Genomic DNA, 13,478 nt, shown 5'->3' with positions numbered 1-13,478 from the left:
CGGCCACTTGGCACGAAACGCGGCCAATGGAATCCGGGAAGGCACACTAGACGCCATTGCAACCCCCTGAGGATCCAACGACGAAGCAGGAACCGGAGTGGAAATTCTGGCACCGCGGCCGGATCGCAAGAATGGGCCGTTCGTCCCGAATCCACCCGCGCTCCGGCGTATCTCCAAAGGAGTGGACCGGTATTCGATCTACGCCGAGATCCTTGCGCCGATCGTGCGAACTTCCGCGACGTCCTTAGCACTCGCAGCGGAGGTCCGCGTGCCGGATCCGTGGTTCACTCCCCGCCCGCGGGCAACTCCACGGTCGAGACGACGCGGGTGAGCGAGGGCCGGCCCGGCACGGACCCGAATCCGAAACGGACGGGCGGATCCACCCGCCGCAGCGCCCCGAGATCGACACCTTCCCAGCGTGCGTGTGCCGCGGTGATCACACGGTGGTCGAGGGCCGCGTACCACTCACGCCGGCCCGCCCCCGCGCTGCCCCGGGTACGGACGCCGGACAGGAGCCACCGCGCGGGAAGGTCACATGCGGCCGCCCAGAGCGGGGCGCTCGCCACCCGGCGCGGAACGGCGCGCAAGGCGAAACCCAGCGCGTCCCGCCGCCCCGGAGCGAACGTCAGCCGCAACGGACCCGCGGTCACCTGCCACCGACCGGGCGTCGGCACGACGGTCACCGGGCATCGGGTGACTTCGTCGAAGCGGTAGGTCCCGGCCACGAATTCGGCGACCCGGGTATTCGGCGCGAGCAGCACCCGATGCCCGTCGGCCCGCTCCACCATCACGTCGGCGAACCCACCCCACGGGGAGCCGGGCCAGTAACCCACCACCAGGCGCGTGCCGGAGGCCGTGCCCACACCGGCGATCCACCCGTCGAAGCGCAGGCGACGGCCCCGGGACCGCGCCCGCTTCACGTCGGCCCCGGATCACAGAACACTTCACCATCGACGACGATCACACGGGCAGGCTAGGGCGTCCCCGTCGGCACGGGCGATCGCCGGGCGGGTGTGTCGCCGGGTGACGCCTCCACGGTGTCCATCCCGGCTTCCGCATGCCATGATCCTACTAAGCAGTAGCTTCGCGTCTCAGAGGAGAGGGATCACCGTGGCCCGCGTGTTCACCGTGAGCGGCAGCATCACCATCGATGTGTCCCCCGACGACGCCTACGGGGCGGTCAGCCGTCTCGAGGACATGGGCCGTTGGAGTCCCGAGAACCGCGGCACGACGGACGACTCACCCACCGGGGCGGCCGTTGTCGGCACCACGTTCGTCGGCCGCAACAAGCGTGGAGCGTTCCGGTGGGTGACGCAGTGCACGGTCACAGCGGCCGAGCCGGGGCGCCGCTTCGCGTTCCGCGTCCATGCGATCGGCCGCAAACGACCCGTCCTGCGCGCGCCGATCGCCACCTGGGAGTACCGGTTCGAGCAGATCGACGGCGGAACCCGGGTGACGGAGACCTGGACCGACGACCGCCGCGCCTGGCCCACGTTCGTGGCCAACACCTTCGACCGCGTCGCCACCTCGGGCAAGACGTTCGCCGTCTTCCAGCAGCGCAATATCGACGTGACGCTGCGCAACCTCAAGCGCGAACTCGAGCGCGACGACGCGGACCGCTCAGGCGGACTCCCGCACCACTAGCCACGTCACCGGCCGGGCGCCTCGGCGCGGCGCCCGGCGGCCGCTCACCACCTGCCCGGCGCGGGCGGTGGAACCACCGGGGGACGGTCGTCGCAGGTGATCGTGGAGGGCAGCTCCCAGGCGGCGAGCCAGGGGCCTGTCGTGCCTCCGCCGTCGTTGCCGCCGCGGTCCTCGACGGAGAACTCCGAACCGGTGGCGGGGAAGTTGAACGATCCGCAGTTGTTGATGCCCACCGCGCCCACATTGCGTGCGTCGACGTTCTCGAAGGAGGCCGAGCCCGCCGCGCGGGCACTGAGCACCGAGGTTCCGGTGCCGTCGACCTTGACGTCCTTGAAGTGGACGTTCGTGATGGCGTACTTGTCCTTCACCGGGTAGTCCGAGACGAGCATGATCGCGTTGTAGGTGTTGTCCAGGTAGTGGTCCCCGGTGACCTGGATGTCGGCGTCGATGTCCTTGTCCAGGGCGTAGAACCAGATGGCGCCCAGCCCGATCCTCCAGTTCAGTTCGTAGGTCCCGGCGCGCACCGTCGTGTTGTCGGTGATGCCGAGCCGTCCGGTGAACGGCTCGGCGCCGAAGCGCGAACCGACGTGGATGGCGCTGCCCTCGCGGACCGGGTCCGCGATCAGGTTGCCGGTGACCTTGTTGTCGGTGCCGCCGTACAGAGCGATGCCGTTGGCGAGGACCGGGGTCTGGACCGTGTTGCGGGAGAAGGTGTTGCGGGCGTCCTGCCGCTTCTCCGACCACATGGCGAGCGCGTCGTCACCCGTGTTCCGTACAAAGTTTTGCGAGACCAGTGAATCGGTCACGCCCGTATGGAAGTTGAGGCCGTCGGCGATCTGGTCCGCGATGACGTTCCGCGTGACCCGTACGTTCTTCATGGGGCCGTCGAACCAGAGGCCGACCTTGGTGTGGTGCAGGTACAGGCCGTCGATGGTGGAGTCGCTCAGCGCGCCGCCGATCGCGTTCACCTGGTCGGTGTCGATGCGCTCGCGGACGTCGCCCTCGACCGCGAAGCCGGACAGGTGGACGTCGTGGCTGCCGCCGTCCGCCGCGTCCTTGCCGTAGAAGCCGACGCCTGTGTGCACCGAGCCGTCGGGTGCGGGGGTGTCGAGGGTGACCTGATGGCCCTTGACGGTCGTGTACCAGTTGCCCGCGCCGACGATCGTCACGTCGTCGACGATGATGTGCCGGTCGACCTGGTACGTGCCCGGGGGCAGGTACACCTTCAGGTGTCGGCGCTTCGCCGCGGCGATGGCCTTGTCGATCGCGTCGGCGGAGTCGCGGCGTCCGGTCGGATCGGCACCATGGGCCAGCACGTTCACGGCGCGCGTCTCGACGTGCGGCGCGCCGACCAGTTCCGAGTCGAGCAGATCGATGACCGTCCAGGCCGCCTTCGTGCCGAGGGGCGCGGTGAGGCGCACGGTGTCACCGGCCCGGTAGGTACTGCCCAGCTTCACCCGCCGCTCGTCGTAGAAGTGGCTGGGTCGGAACGGCTTGTCGACGGCGGGGGCCGGCGTCGTCGCCGACGGGACGCAGCCGCACTCGGTGATCCACCAGTCGGGGTGGAGCAGATCGGCCTGCGGGTCGTTGCTGAACGGGTACTGGTTGTAGAGCCACGCGTACTGCGAGGTCAGCGTCATCTGAGCGTGCCGCTTGCCGTTCACCGCGATGCCCAGCGGGGCCGTGATCCCGCCCCCTCTCTCGGCGTCGGGGATGCTGTAGCGCACGGTGAGCGCGTTGGCCGCGCGGGGCAGCGTGAACTCGACGTACTGGCCCGGCTTCAGTTTCACGGCGGAGCGGCCCGACGCCTCCGACGGCAGCGCGTACGCGGTGCGGTCCGGGCCGATGACGGTGCCGTCGGTACGCGCGCTCTCCGCCTCCTGCTCGGCGAACGGCACGTCGGCGCCGCGGCCCTCGACCAGCGAGGGGGCGAGGGCGGCGCGGGTCACCGGAGTGGGCGCGGGCGTCGGGCCGCCGGCCGCGAGGGCGGGTGGGACGACGGCGAGGGAGAGCCCGGCCGCGGCCGCCGTGAGGGTGGCGGCGAGCCGGACCGATCTTCGGCGCGGGCCACGGCGGCATACCGCGGCCGTGCGGGCGGAGTACCACGACATCCGGTTCTCGATTCTCTTGGGAGAACGTGCGGGGCGACGCGCAAGTGCGGTGACAGTAGGGCGACTTGGCGTGGTTCCACAAGAGATTCGTGCAGGATTTCCGCAGGAGAGATTGTTACTTGCGTATTGCTGTTGGATTCTTGCGTGGCGCCGCGGCTAGGGAGCGAGCGGGAGGTCGGCGAGGAGCTGCCAGCCGGTGGGGGTCAGGGCGACCACGTACAGAGCGCTGATCTCGGTGGTGATCGGCAGGCGGGCGGCAGCGCGGCGGGCGATGTCGGCGGCGGTGCCGGGGTCGGCGTCCAACGCCACGGAGACGTGCACCGGCGGGTCCTGGCCGAACCGGCCGCCGTAGGGGACCTGTGCCGGGAACGCGGCGCGTACCGCGCCGGCCGCCGCGCGCAGCTCGGGCACCGGGATGTTGACGAACCCGCCGGCCTGTTCGACCGTGTCCAGCCGGATCGGGATCCGGCCGGCCGGCAGCGCGGCCCGCAGACGGTCCAGCTCCGGCTCACCGACCTCGTCGGCGGGCAGCCACGGGTAGAGCAGCGCGGCGTGTGCGGGCACACCCGGCCGCACCACCCGCGCGTCCACCCCGGCAGCCAGCTCCAGCAGCGGTTCGGCGTCCGGCAGCACTGCCAGCACTGCCGTGGTCCCCAGTCGCGTCATGACCCGTTCACCCGTCCTTCCGGTCCGTCGGCAGCATGCCATGGCGGTGGGCCGCGCCCGACGGGGGATGCGAGGTGCTCCGGTTGCCGGTCAGAACCGCGTGAGCGAGTTTGTTAGTGATCGAGGGGGCCCGAAACGGTGCCGCCCGCTCCATCCCAGCTGTTCGCTTCTCAGGAGGAACCATGAGCAACCCCGGGCAGAATCCGAACGAGCAAGAGGGTCCCGCGGACGGCGGCGCGGCCGGTACGCCGGGCGTCCACGACGGCGGCGCGGACGGCGGAGCCGAAGGGCCCGCGGACGGCGGCGCGGCCGGCACCCCCGGCGTCCACGACGGCGGCGCCGATGGCGGAGCCGAAGGGCCCGCGGACGGTGGCGCGGCCGGCAAGCCGGGCGTCCACGACGGCGGCGCGGACGGCGGAGCCGAAGGACCTGCCGACGGCGGCGCGGCCGGCACCCCCGGCGTCCACGACGGCGGCGCGGACGGCAGCGCCGGTTGAGCACTCCCCCTGTCGCACTCCAGGATGCCGGCGCCACGACGGGCGCCGGCGTCCTCGAAGCACGCCTGACCGGCCTGCGCCGGGAGGACTTCGCCCGTGACGTGTGGGCGCGCGCACCCCTGCTCACCCGTGGGGCGAGTGACTTCTCCGACCTGTTCTCGGCGGCCGCGGTGGACGAACTCATCTCGCGTCGCGGCCTGCGCGCTCCCTTCCTGCGCGTCGCCAAGGACGGTGCCACGCTTCCCGAGTCGTCGTTCACCTCCCCCGGCGGTGTCGGCGCGACCGTCGCGGACCAGCTCGACGACACGGCACTGTGGCGCAGCTTCGCCGACGGCGCGACGCTGGTTCTGCAGGCGCTGCAGCGCACCTGGGAGCCGATCGCGGACTTCAGTACCCGGCTCGGGACGGAGCTGGGCCATCCCGTGCAGGCCAACGCCTATGTCACGCCGCCGCAGAACCGCGGATTCGACGCCCATTACGACGTCCACGACGTCTTCGTCCTACAGGTCGCCGGGGCCAAACGCTGGACCATCCACGAGCCCGTCCATCCCGACCCGCTGCGTGACCAGCCGTGGACCGGCCACCGCGCCGCGGTGGCCGAGGCCGCCCGGGGCCCGGCCCGCATCGACACCGTTCTCGAACCGGGTGACGTCCTCTACCTGCCGCGGGGCTGGCTGCACGCCGCCCAGGCGCAGGGCGCCGTCTCGATCCACCTGACGCTCGGCATCCACAACTGGACGCGCCACGCGCTGGCCGAGCAGCTCGCCCAGTCCGCGCTCGCACTGCTCCGCGACGATCCGCGGATGCGCGGCTCGCTGCCGCTGGGCGTGGACGGGCCGGCCGACGAACTCGGGTTCGTCCGCGAGCGCCTCGTCGCCGCTCTCGCGGAAGCCGATCCCGAGCCGCTGTTCCAGCGCACCCGGCGGAGCCAGGCCCGCCCGGCACCGATGGGACCGCTGGCCCAGCTCGCGGCCGTCGAGGGCCTCGCCCCCGACTCGCCGGTGCGGCTGCGCGCGGCGCTGGAGGCACGCCTTGACGGGCGGCGCCTGACCACGCGCGTCGGCTGGCTCGACTTCACGGAACCCGATCTGCTCTCGGTGGCCCGCCTGCTCGACGGCGAGGTGCACACCGCCGACTCCTTGGGCCTCGAACTCGTCGGGAGACTCATGCGCGCGGGCGTACTGGTGCCCGCTGAACAGTGACGTGGCCACGGTGACCGCGGCGGCACGCTTCTTCTGCGCCGATGCCGCCCAGGCACGCGGTGACGCGCTCGCGGGCACGGCACCGTACGGCTCCGTCTGGGTCCTGATCGAGTACCGGGGCGGCTGGCCGTCCAACGGCTTCGACGGTCTCGATCTGGAGCCGGAGGTCAAGGGACTCGTGTTCGCCGCGGCCCAGGCTCTGCGGGCACGCATCCTTCTGATCAGGCGCCCCGGCCGCCGCGTGCCCGAAGGCCCCAGGCGCTGGGCCGTACTGCGCCATGACGGCGGCGGCGCCCACCGCCAGACGTGGGGCACGTGGAACCGTGACGAGGACCTGTCCGGGATCATCGGCGCTCTCGGCGCCGCCGGGGAGCCGGGACACCCGCCCGTCGTCCTCGTCTGCGCCCACGGTCTGCACGACGTCTGCTGCGCCGTACGCGGCCGGCCCGTGGGACGGGCCCTGAGCGAGCGCTGGCCGCACCTGGTGTGGGAATGCACGCACGTGGGCGGCGACAGGTTCGCCGCCAACGTCGTCGTCGCGCCCGACGGCGTCTACTACGGCAATCTCACCGCCGGTTCGTCCGTCACAACGGTCGAGGAACACCTGGCCGACCGTATCCACGCGGACCATCTCCGCGGATACACGGATCTCTTCCCACCCCAACAGGCCGCCGTGGCAGCCGTACTCGGGCGTTTCGGCCCGGCAGGGCGGCACGAGTACGCGATCGAGGCGACGTCCCGCGACACCGACCGCTGGCGGATCCGCATCACCGGCCGCCCACCCCGGTCGTCGGCCTTCGACGTCGAGGTACGGTCCCACCGCACCCCGCCCTACCGACTGACCTGCCACGGCCGGGCATGGAGTTCAGCCAACGTCTACGAGGTCACCTCGTTGGACGTCGGCTGAACCCGCCGCCACGTCACCCCGGCAGCCCGGCTCCGCCGAGGGGACGCAGGTCGATCCGCTCGGGCGGACCTGCCAGGAGCGGCAGTGCCTGCCCGATCAGTTCCCCGGCTCCGTCCGCGGAGAGCGAGGCGGTGTGGTCCGCAGCGCTGCGCCAGATCTCGGTGACCCACACCACGTCGTCCTCGCCGGACGCCGTGTTCACGACGTACAGCTCGCACCCTGGAGCGTCCCGCGCATGGTCCGCTGCTTGCAGGAGGAGGCCGGCCAGGGCGTCGCGCTGTCCTGCCTGTGTGCGGAACTTGACGTAGTAGCCGACCTTGTCCATACCTGTCCTCCGGTGCGCTGAGGGTGCGGATGCCAGGGCGATGATCGCATTCCCTATGCCTGTCGCCGGACGGTCAGGCGCTTGCCCTTCGGTCCGGTCCACTCCAGGCGTACGACACCGGCCACCGCGGCGTCGTCGACGCGGGACGGATCGGCCCAGTAGCCGAAGGCGGGGTTGCGGAAGAAGGTCGCCCACAGGCCTCCGTCGCTGTCGGTGAAGAAGTTGTTGTGCCCGGCGCCCACGCCCGCGGTCCAGCGCTCGGAATAGGGGCCCTCGAAATGGTCCGCGACGGCGACGATCGCGTCGTACTGGTACTGCGTCCGTCCGGTGCCCGCCACCTCGTAGGCGTAGCGGGGGCTGCCGTAGGCATCGATGGAGGTGCGGTCCCACGCGGCGTGCACCAGGAAGTACTTGCCGCCGTGCTTGAAGACGTAGGCGCCCTCGAGGTACGGCTCGGGTGTGTAGGGAGTCTGCTTGAACTCCGGGAGGTTCGTCGTGGTGACGATGTCCTCCATGTCGGGGCGGAACTTGGCGTACAGGTTGTTGTGCAGCACCAGCCAGGCGTCGGAGCCCTCCGAGTACAGGCCGCCGTCGATGTGGTGGTACGCGCCGGGCTTGATGAACGACGGTCCGCCGATGAACGAGTCACCGAAGGGCTTGTCGAGGTTGCCCTCGGCGAGACGGTACGGGCCCGCGACCCCGCCCTCGCTCACCAGCAGGAACGAGCCGACCTTCTTGGAGTGGTCGCCCATGCAGGCGACGATGTACCACTTGCCGCGGAAGTAGTGCAGTTCGGGCGCCCACGCATTGCCGCGCTTGCCGAACTGGCCGTCGTCGTACCAGTGTTCCTGCCACGGAGCGACGACGGTGCGGCCGGGGCGGTTCTCCCCGACGAACTCCGGGGACCACACCTTTCCGCGCTCGGCGTCGGGCCGGATGCCGGTGGTGTCGGCCAGCTTCCACGGGCCGTGCAGGGAGCGTGCAGTCCAGACGAAGATGCCGTCGTTCCACGGGCCGGCGGCCGTGAGGCCGGGCACGCGGGTGGTGCCGGTGGCGACGTAGAGCGGGCGGTCGTCGACGACGAAGCAGTTGACATAGGTGTCGCGCATCCAGACCCGGCCGAGCTCCTTGTCGCGGGGGCGGAGCTCGAGGGGCAGGACGAAGGAGTTGTCCTCGCGCGGCCACAAGTCCTCGCGGGCGTCGGCGAGTCCGTACGGTCCCAGGTCGGGCCAGTTCGCCGGGTAATGCTTCGTCTTCGCCGGGCCGCCCTTCGCGGCGGGCAGCGCCTGGGCGGCGACCGGGGGCAGCGCGACCGCTCCCACGGTGCCGGCGACACCGGCCAGCATGGACCGTCGGCCTATGTGCGTTCCGTTCTCGGATCTCGTCATCAGTCTGTCTCCTTCATCGTCACGGGGGTACGGCGTGCGGTTCAGCGCTGTCCGGCCTCGGCGCGCGCTTCGGGTTCGTCGCTCTCGAAGGCGGAGAGGGTGGTGTCGTAGTCCGTCTCCACGTCGTACATCGGCGTCATCCAGTGGTAGAAGTTGTCGCCGCGCTCGCGGAGCAGGTCGTAGAGACGCCGGGTCAGTTCCGTGCGTATGTCGCGCAGTTCCGGCTGGTCGTAGCGGTTGTGCAGTTCGTCGGGGTCGGCATCGAGGTCGTAGAGCTCGTTGCGGGACTCCGGATTGATCACCAGCTTGTGGCTTCTGGTGCGCAACATCCGCTGTGGGTACGGGAAGTGGTGACCGTGGAACTCGGCGAGGTGGTGCTCGTCCCACCGCGGGTGCTCGCCGCGTACGAGGGGCAGCAGGCTGCGGCTGTCCACGGCCGGGTCGGTCCTGCTGCCCGCCAGGTCGAGGATGGTGGCGGTGCAGTCGGTGAGGGAGACGAACTCCTCGCGCACCTGGCCCTGCGGGGCGCCGGGGACCTTCAGCAGTCCGGGGATGCGGTAGATGTCCTCGTACATCGCGGGACCCTTGTCGTGCAGCCGGTGGGAGCCGGTGAACTCGCCGTGGTCGGCGGTGAAGAAGACCGCGGTCCGCTCGTCGAGGCCCAACTCCCGCATGGCGTCGAGGATGCGGCCGATCTGCTCGTCGACGAGCGTGACGTAGCCCCAGTAGACGGCGATCAGCTTCCGCGACTCCTCCAGATCCATGGTGTCGAACGCCCACAGCTTGCTGTAGTTGTGCTGGACGGCCGGCTTCGCCGCGAAGGTCTCGCTGATGGAGGCGGGCAGTTCGACCAGGCCGGGGTCGTACATGTCGTAGTACGCCTCCGGGAGGATGTACGGCAGGTGCGGGCCGAAGAAGTGGGTGGCCAGGAAGAACGGTGCGCCGGTGCCGCGGTCCTCCTGTTCGGCGAAGCGGTGGAGCATCTCGATGGTGCGTGTGGCCAGGTAGTACTCGAAGGTCGCCTCGACCGGTTGGTGGAGGCGGGCGGCGAGGAGGTTCCCGGGGCTCCCGTTGGGAGTCGTGCCGCGCACCGGATCCGTGATGCGGTACGGGGGCAGGCCGTTCTCCGCCAGGTAGGCGAGGTAGTCGGGGTGGTCCACGGGGTTGTGCCAGCCGGCCAGGTCGGGCCCCTCGAAGCCGTAGTCGGCGGCGGTACGCCGTACACCGCCGTGCCACTTGCCGAGGAGGCCCAGGTTGTAGCCCTCGGCGCGCAGTTGCTCGGAGAAGGTGAACTGGCCGTCGGAGAGGTCTTCGAGATAGCCCACGTTGCGCTCGTAGTTGGCGAGCAGCTTGTGCCGGAACGGGGCCGCCCCGGTGAGCAGGCTGGCGCGTGCCGGAGTGCAGATCGCGGTGGGGGTGTAGAAGCTGTCGAACCGTGTGCCGTCGGCCGCGAGCCGGTCGAGGTTCGGGGTGTGCGTGTGCGGGTTGCCGTACGCGCCCAGGGTGTCCACCCGGTGTTGGTCGGTCATCAGGAAGAGCATGTTGTGGCGCACGGAGGGCCTCTCGGGTCGGTCCGGCTCGCACGTCGGCCGGGGCGGGCCGACGCGGCCTTGGGAGCGTGACGCGGCTTCCGGTGCGTGCCGAAGGTGCCGTGCGACGCATGTTCCGATCAGGCGGCGAATTAAGTCAAGAGCACGGACCTTAATCACGTCCGAGACGTCACATCAAGGCGCGCGAGCGTCGTTCCGCGCCGTCCGCACACCACAAGTCCGGGTGTTACGAGGGTATTTGCCCGCAAGTGACAGCAGGTCAAGCCGCTGTCGGCGCAGGTGCCCACGCGGGTATGGCGTTCGTATGAACAATTTGTTTCGACTCATTGACGAAAATACTCGGCGCTCACATGCTGTGCTGCATGCACGAACACGACGGCCCGCTGACGCGGCTCCGACGCAGCCACGAGCAAGCGGTCCTCGAGCTGCTCCGCAAGCACGGTCCGCTGAGCCGCGCCGAGTTGGGCGACCGCAGCGGGCTGTCCCGCACCACGCTCCACGACATCGTCGCGGGGCTCGTCGGCAATGGCTCCGTGGTCGCGGGCACACCCCACGTCGAGGTGCGCAAGCGCGGCAGGCCGGTGGAGAAGCTCAGCCTCAACCCGGCCGCCGGCGAGGCGGTCGGCATCGACTTCGCGCGCCGTACCGTGCACGTCGCGGCGGTCAACTTCGCCCATGAGGTGATCGGTTCGGCGAGCGAGGCGCACACCGCTGACCTGTCGTGGCCCGAGCGGATCGACATCGCGGAGCGCCTCCTCGCCACGTCGGGCGTCGTCCACCTCGACGCGCTCGGCGCGATCGGCGTCGGCGTGGTCGGGCCCATCACCGACCCCGGCAGCGAGAACGCCCGCGCGCAGGGCATCGACGGCCTGCCGGACCTGCTGCGCAAGCAGTTCGGTGTGCCGGTGCTCCTGGACAACAACACCCGGCTCGCGGCGCTCGCCGAAGCGGTGTGGGGCGCGGCGGCGGACAGCAGCGACGTGCTCTACCTGCGGTTGTCGCACGGCGTCGGCGGCGGCCTGGTCGTGGGCGGCGCGCTGCACCGCGGCCGCAACGGCCTGTCCGGCGAGTTCGGGCACATCACCGTCGACCCGGCGGGAAGACCCTGCGGTTGTGGCGGAGTCGGCTGTCTGGAGACCCGTGCCTCCCTCGACGCGGTCCTGCACCGCTACCGCGAGGCCGGCGGCCGCGCCGACGACCTCGCCGGACTCCTCGACGCCACGGCCGCCCGCGAACCCATCGCCCTGAACGTGCTGGAACGCGTCGGCAGCGACGTCGGCGGGGTACTGGCCGCGGTCTGCCATGCCGTCGGCCCGGACGTCATCGTCGTCGGCGGCGAGCTGGCGGAAGCCGGCCCCGCCCTGCTCGGGCCGGTCGAACAGGCCCTGCGGCAGCAGCTGATGCCGCTGGCCCGCCACCACGTGGACGTTCGGCGCGCGACGCTCGGCGACGCCGGCAGCGCGCTCGGCGGCATCGCCCTCGTCCTCCATGAATCCCCCCTGCTCTCCCACTACCCGCGGCCCGTCTCCGAGGAGAACGCGTGAAGCCACCAGCGAGGAACCCATGGCTGTGATCACTCCCGTTGACAAGACCGCCACCGACGAGCGGCAGCGGCAACCGCGCCGCTCCCGGCACCGGCCCCTGCTCCTCAACGTCGTCGCGGTGGCGGCAGGCATCGCCGTGTGGGGTGTCGTGGCCGCCCTCGGCCTGGTCGAGAACCTGCCCACGCCGGCCGAGGTGGCCCAGAAGGCCGGCACCATGATCTCCGACGGCACTCTGGCGTCCGACACGCTCGCCAGCCTGCGCCGGGTCCTCATCGGCTACGCCCTCGGGGTCGCCGTGGCCGTACCGGTCGGCTTCCTCATGGGCTGGTATCCGACGGTGCGCGCCCTGATCGAGCCGTACATCCAGTTCTTCCGCACCATCCCGCCGCTCGCGCTCATTCCGCTGGCGGTCGTACTCCTCGGCATCGGTGAGGTGCCGAAGATCGCGGTGATCTTCCTGGCCTCGTTCATGTCCTGTGTCCTCTCCTCCTTCCAGGGCGTCATCGACGTCGACAGGACACTGATCAACGCGGCCCGGGTGCTCGGCGCCTCGGACCGCACCATCTTCGCCAAGGTGGTCGTCCCGGCCTCCACTCCCTTCATCCTCGTCGGCATGCGGATCGGCCTCGGCGCGTCCTGGGCCACCGTCGTCGCCGCTGAACTCATCGGCGCGGAGGAGGGGTTGGGCTACCGGATGCAGAAGGCGTCCACCTGGTTCGAAATGGACACGATCTTCGTGTCCCTGATCACGATCGGCGTGCTCGGGCTCGTCATGGACCGGCTGCTGCTGCTGGCCGAACGACGCCTCACCGGCTGGCAGGAGCGACGATGAACAGCAAGATATCTTTCCGCGACGTGGTGAAGACCTTCCCGCTGAAGGGCGCGACCTTCACCGCCCTGGGCGGCGTCAGCCTGGACATCGCGGACCAGGAGTTCGTCACCGTCGTCGGCCCCTCCGGCTGCGGAAAGTCCACCCTGATGAGCATGGCCGCGGGACTGCAGGAGCCCGACTCGGGGAGCGTCCTGGTCGACGGCACGCCGGTGTCCGGGCCCGGCCCCGACCGCGGGGTGATCTTCCAGCAGTACGCCCTGTTCCCCTGGCTGACCGTACGCCAGAACGTGGAGTTCGGGCTCAAGCTCGCCTCCATACCCGGTGCGGAGCGGCGCCGGCGCGCCGATCAGGCCATCAGTCTCGTCGGCCTGGACGAGTTCGCCGACGCCCTGCCCAAGACGCTGTCCGGCGGGATGAAGCAGCGCTGCGCCATCGCCCGTGCGTACGCGGTCGACCCCCAAGTGCTGCTGATGGACGAGCCGTTCGGAGCGCTCGACGCGCTGACCCGGGTGCAGCTGCAGGATCAGCTGCTCGCGACCTGGAGCCAGGAGAAGCGCACGGTGCTGTTCATCACCCACGACGTGGACGAGGCCGTCTACCTCGCCAGCCGGGTCGTCGTCATGGCCGCGCGGCCCGGCCGTGTCCACCGTGTCATCGACGTGGATCTGCCCTACCCCCGCACCGAGGAGATCCGGCTCTCCCCCGAGTTCCGGCGCATCCGCAACGAGGTGTGGACCTCCGTGTACCACCAGGACGCGCCGCCCACGGCCGCCTGATTCGGCCTCAACCAAGCCCTCCCCCTGGGCACTTCG

Annotated in this window: 13 protein-coding genes; 7 read left to right on the top strand and 6 right to left on the bottom strand. The window is 70.6% G+C overall.

Going from position 1 to position 13,478, the window contains the following annotated elements; translation table 11 throughout:
• Positions 1 to 284: 284 nt before the first annotated feature.
• Entirely contained in the window at positions 285 to 920 is a 636-nt protein-coding gene (locus AB0J02_RS36375) for a hypothetical protein (RefSeq protein ID WP_363198127.1), read from the bottom strand.
• Between the two features lie 190 nt (positions 921 to 1,110).
• On the opposite strand from AB0J02_RS36375, the gene AB0J02_RS36370 reads away from it, so the two are divergent.
• Positions 1,111 to 1,644 carry an SRPBCC family protein gene (locus tag AB0J02_RS36370; RefSeq protein ID WP_363198126.1) on the top strand — a complete coding sequence of 178 codons (534 nt, stop codon included), beginning with the start codon at positions 1,111 to 1,113 and terminating at the stop codon, positions 1,642 to 1,644.
• A 44-nt stretch (positions 1,645 to 1,688) separates the two neighbouring features.
• Here AB0J02_RS36370 and AB0J02_RS36365 read toward each other — a convergent pair whose 3' ends face one another.
• Entirely contained in the window at positions 1,689 to 3,755 is a 2,067-nt protein-coding gene (locus tag AB0J02_RS36365) for a glycosyl hydrolase family 28-related protein (protein WP_363198125.1), read from the bottom strand.
• 156 nt (positions 3,756 to 3,911) lie between these two features.
• Positions 3,912 to 4,421, bottom strand: a complete 510-nt coding sequence (locus AB0J02_RS36360) for a 2'-5' RNA ligase family protein (RefSeq protein WP_363198124.1) — start codon at positions 4,419 to 4,421, stop codon at positions 3,912 to 3,914.
• A gap of 182 nt (positions 4,422 to 4,603) precedes the next feature.
• Here AB0J02_RS36360 and AB0J02_RS36355 point away from each other — a divergent pair, with 182 nt between their 5' ends.
• Genes AB0J02_RS36355 through AB0J02_RS36345 form a run of 3 tightly spaced genes read left to right on the top strand, consistent with a single transcriptional unit; the run spans position 4,604 to position 7,027 of the window.
• On the top strand, positions 4,604 to 4,918 hold the full coding sequence (locus AB0J02_RS36355; RefSeq protein WP_363198123.1) for a hypothetical protein: 315 nt from the start codon (positions 4,604 to 4,606) through the stop codon (positions 4,916 to 4,918).
• On the top strand, positions 4,915 to 6,120 hold the full coding sequence (locus tag AB0J02_RS36350; RefSeq protein ID WP_363198122.1) for a cupin domain-containing protein: 1,206 nt from the start codon (positions 4,915 to 4,917) through the stop codon (positions 6,118 to 6,120). Before AB0J02_RS36355 ends, AB0J02_RS36350 begins: the two co-directional genes overlap by 4 nt.
• A 10-nt stretch (positions 6,121 to 6,130) precedes the next feature.
• Positions 6,131 to 7,027, top strand: coding sequence for a sucrase ferredoxin (locus tag AB0J02_RS36345; RefSeq protein WP_363198159.1), 897 nt, complete (start codon positions 6,131 to 6,133; stop codon positions 7,025 to 7,027).
• Positions 7,028 to 7,040: 13 nt separating this feature from the next.
• Here AB0J02_RS36345 and AB0J02_RS36340 read toward each other — a convergent pair whose 3' ends face one another.
• The 3 genes from AB0J02_RS36340 to AB0J02_RS36330 are packed head-to-tail and all read right to left on the bottom strand — an operon-like array spanning position 7,041 to position 10,281.
• On the bottom strand, positions 7,041 to 7,352 hold the full coding sequence (locus AB0J02_RS36340) for an antibiotic biosynthesis monooxygenase (RefSeq protein ID WP_363198121.1): 312 nt from the start codon (positions 7,350 to 7,352) through the stop codon (positions 7,041 to 7,043).
• A gap of 53 nt (positions 7,353 to 7,405) precedes the next feature.
• Positions 7,406 to 8,740 (bottom strand): family 43 glycosylhydrolase, encoded by a 1,335-nt coding sequence (locus AB0J02_RS36335; RefSeq protein WP_363198120.1) that lies wholly within the window; start codon positions 8,738 to 8,740, stop codon positions 7,406 to 7,408.
• Positions 8,741 to 8,781: 41 nt separating this feature from the next.
• Positions 8,782 to 10,281: a sulfatase-like hydrolase/transferase gene (locus tag AB0J02_RS36330; protein WP_363198158.1), complete on the bottom strand. Its 1,500-nt coding sequence runs from the start codon at positions 10,279 to 10,281 to the stop codon at positions 8,782 to 8,784.
• 359 nt (positions 10,282 to 10,640) lie between these two features.
• Between AB0J02_RS36330 and AB0J02_RS36325 the strand changes: the two genes are divergently transcribed.
• Genes AB0J02_RS36325 through AB0J02_RS36315 form a run of 3 tightly spaced genes read left to right on the top strand, consistent with a single transcriptional unit; the run spans position 10,641 to position 13,442 of the window.
• The gene (locus tag AB0J02_RS36325; RefSeq protein WP_363198157.1) at positions 10,641 to 11,834 is read left to right on the top strand and encodes an ROK family protein; all 1,194 of its coding nucleotides are present in this window, start codon (positions 10,641 to 10,643) and stop codon (positions 11,832 to 11,834) included.
• A 19-nt stretch (positions 11,835 to 11,853) separates the two neighbouring features.
• On the top strand, positions 11,854 to 12,666 hold the full coding sequence (locus AB0J02_RS36320) for an ABC transporter permease (RefSeq protein WP_363198119.1): 813 nt from the start codon (positions 11,854 to 11,856) through the stop codon (positions 12,664 to 12,666).
• Positions 12,663 to 13,442 carry an ABC transporter ATP-binding protein gene (locus tag AB0J02_RS36315; RefSeq protein ID WP_363198118.1) on the top strand — a complete coding sequence of 260 codons (780 nt, stop codon included), beginning with the start codon at positions 12,663 to 12,665 and terminating at the stop codon, positions 13,440 to 13,442. The genes AB0J02_RS36320 and AB0J02_RS36315 overlap by 4 nt, the downstream gene beginning before the upstream one ends.
• Positions 13,443 to 13,478: the final 36 nt, after the last annotated feature.

It is taken from the genome of Streptomyces sp. NPDC050264, assembly GCF_040655895.1.
Classification (GTDB): Bacteria; Actinomycetota; Actinomycetes; order Streptomycetales; family Streptomycetaceae; genus Streptomyces.
Note: the sequence above shows the minus strand (reverse complement) of the source record. Positions and strands in the feature narration are given on the sequence as shown.

What these genes read in the sequence shown, in the direction of transcription:
- AB0J02_RS36365 (WP_363198125.1), bottom strand. Translation starts at nt 3,755, where the DNA reads ATGTCGTGGTACTCCGCCCGCACGGCCGCGGTATGCCGCCGTGGCCCG.
- AB0J02_RS36360 (WP_363198124.1), bottom strand. Translation starts at nt 4,421, where the DNA reads ATGACGCGACTGGGGACCACGGCAGTGCTGGCAGTGCTGCCGGACGCC.
- AB0J02_RS36355 (WP_363198123.1), top strand. Translation starts at nt 4,604, where the DNA reads ATGAGCAACCCCGGGCAGAATCCGAACGAGCAAGAGGGTCCCGCGGAC.
- AB0J02_RS36340 (WP_363198121.1), bottom strand. Translation starts at nt 7,352, where the DNA reads ATGGACAAGGTCGGCTACTACGTCAAGTTCCGCACACAGGCAGGACAG.
- AB0J02_RS36335 (WP_363198120.1), bottom strand. Translation starts at nt 8,740, where the DNA reads ATGACGAGATCCGAGAACGGAACGCACATAGGCCGACGGTCCATGCTG.
- AB0J02_RS36330 (WP_363198158.1), bottom strand. Translation starts at nt 10,281, where the DNA reads ATGCTCTTCCTGATGACCGACCAACACCGGGTGGACACCCTGGGCGCG.
- AB0J02_RS36325 (WP_363198157.1), top strand. Translation starts at nt 10,641, where the DNA reads ATGCTGTGCTGCATGCACGAACACGACGGCCCGCTGACGCGGCTCCGA.
- AB0J02_RS36320 (WP_363198119.1), top strand. Translation starts at nt 11,854, where the DNA reads ATGGCTGTGATCACTCCCGTTGACAAGACCGCCACCGACGAGCGGCAG.
- AB0J02_RS36315 (WP_363198118.1), top strand. Translation starts at nt 12,663, where the DNA reads ATGAACAGCAAGATATCTTTCCGCGACGTGGTGAAGACCTTCCCGCTG.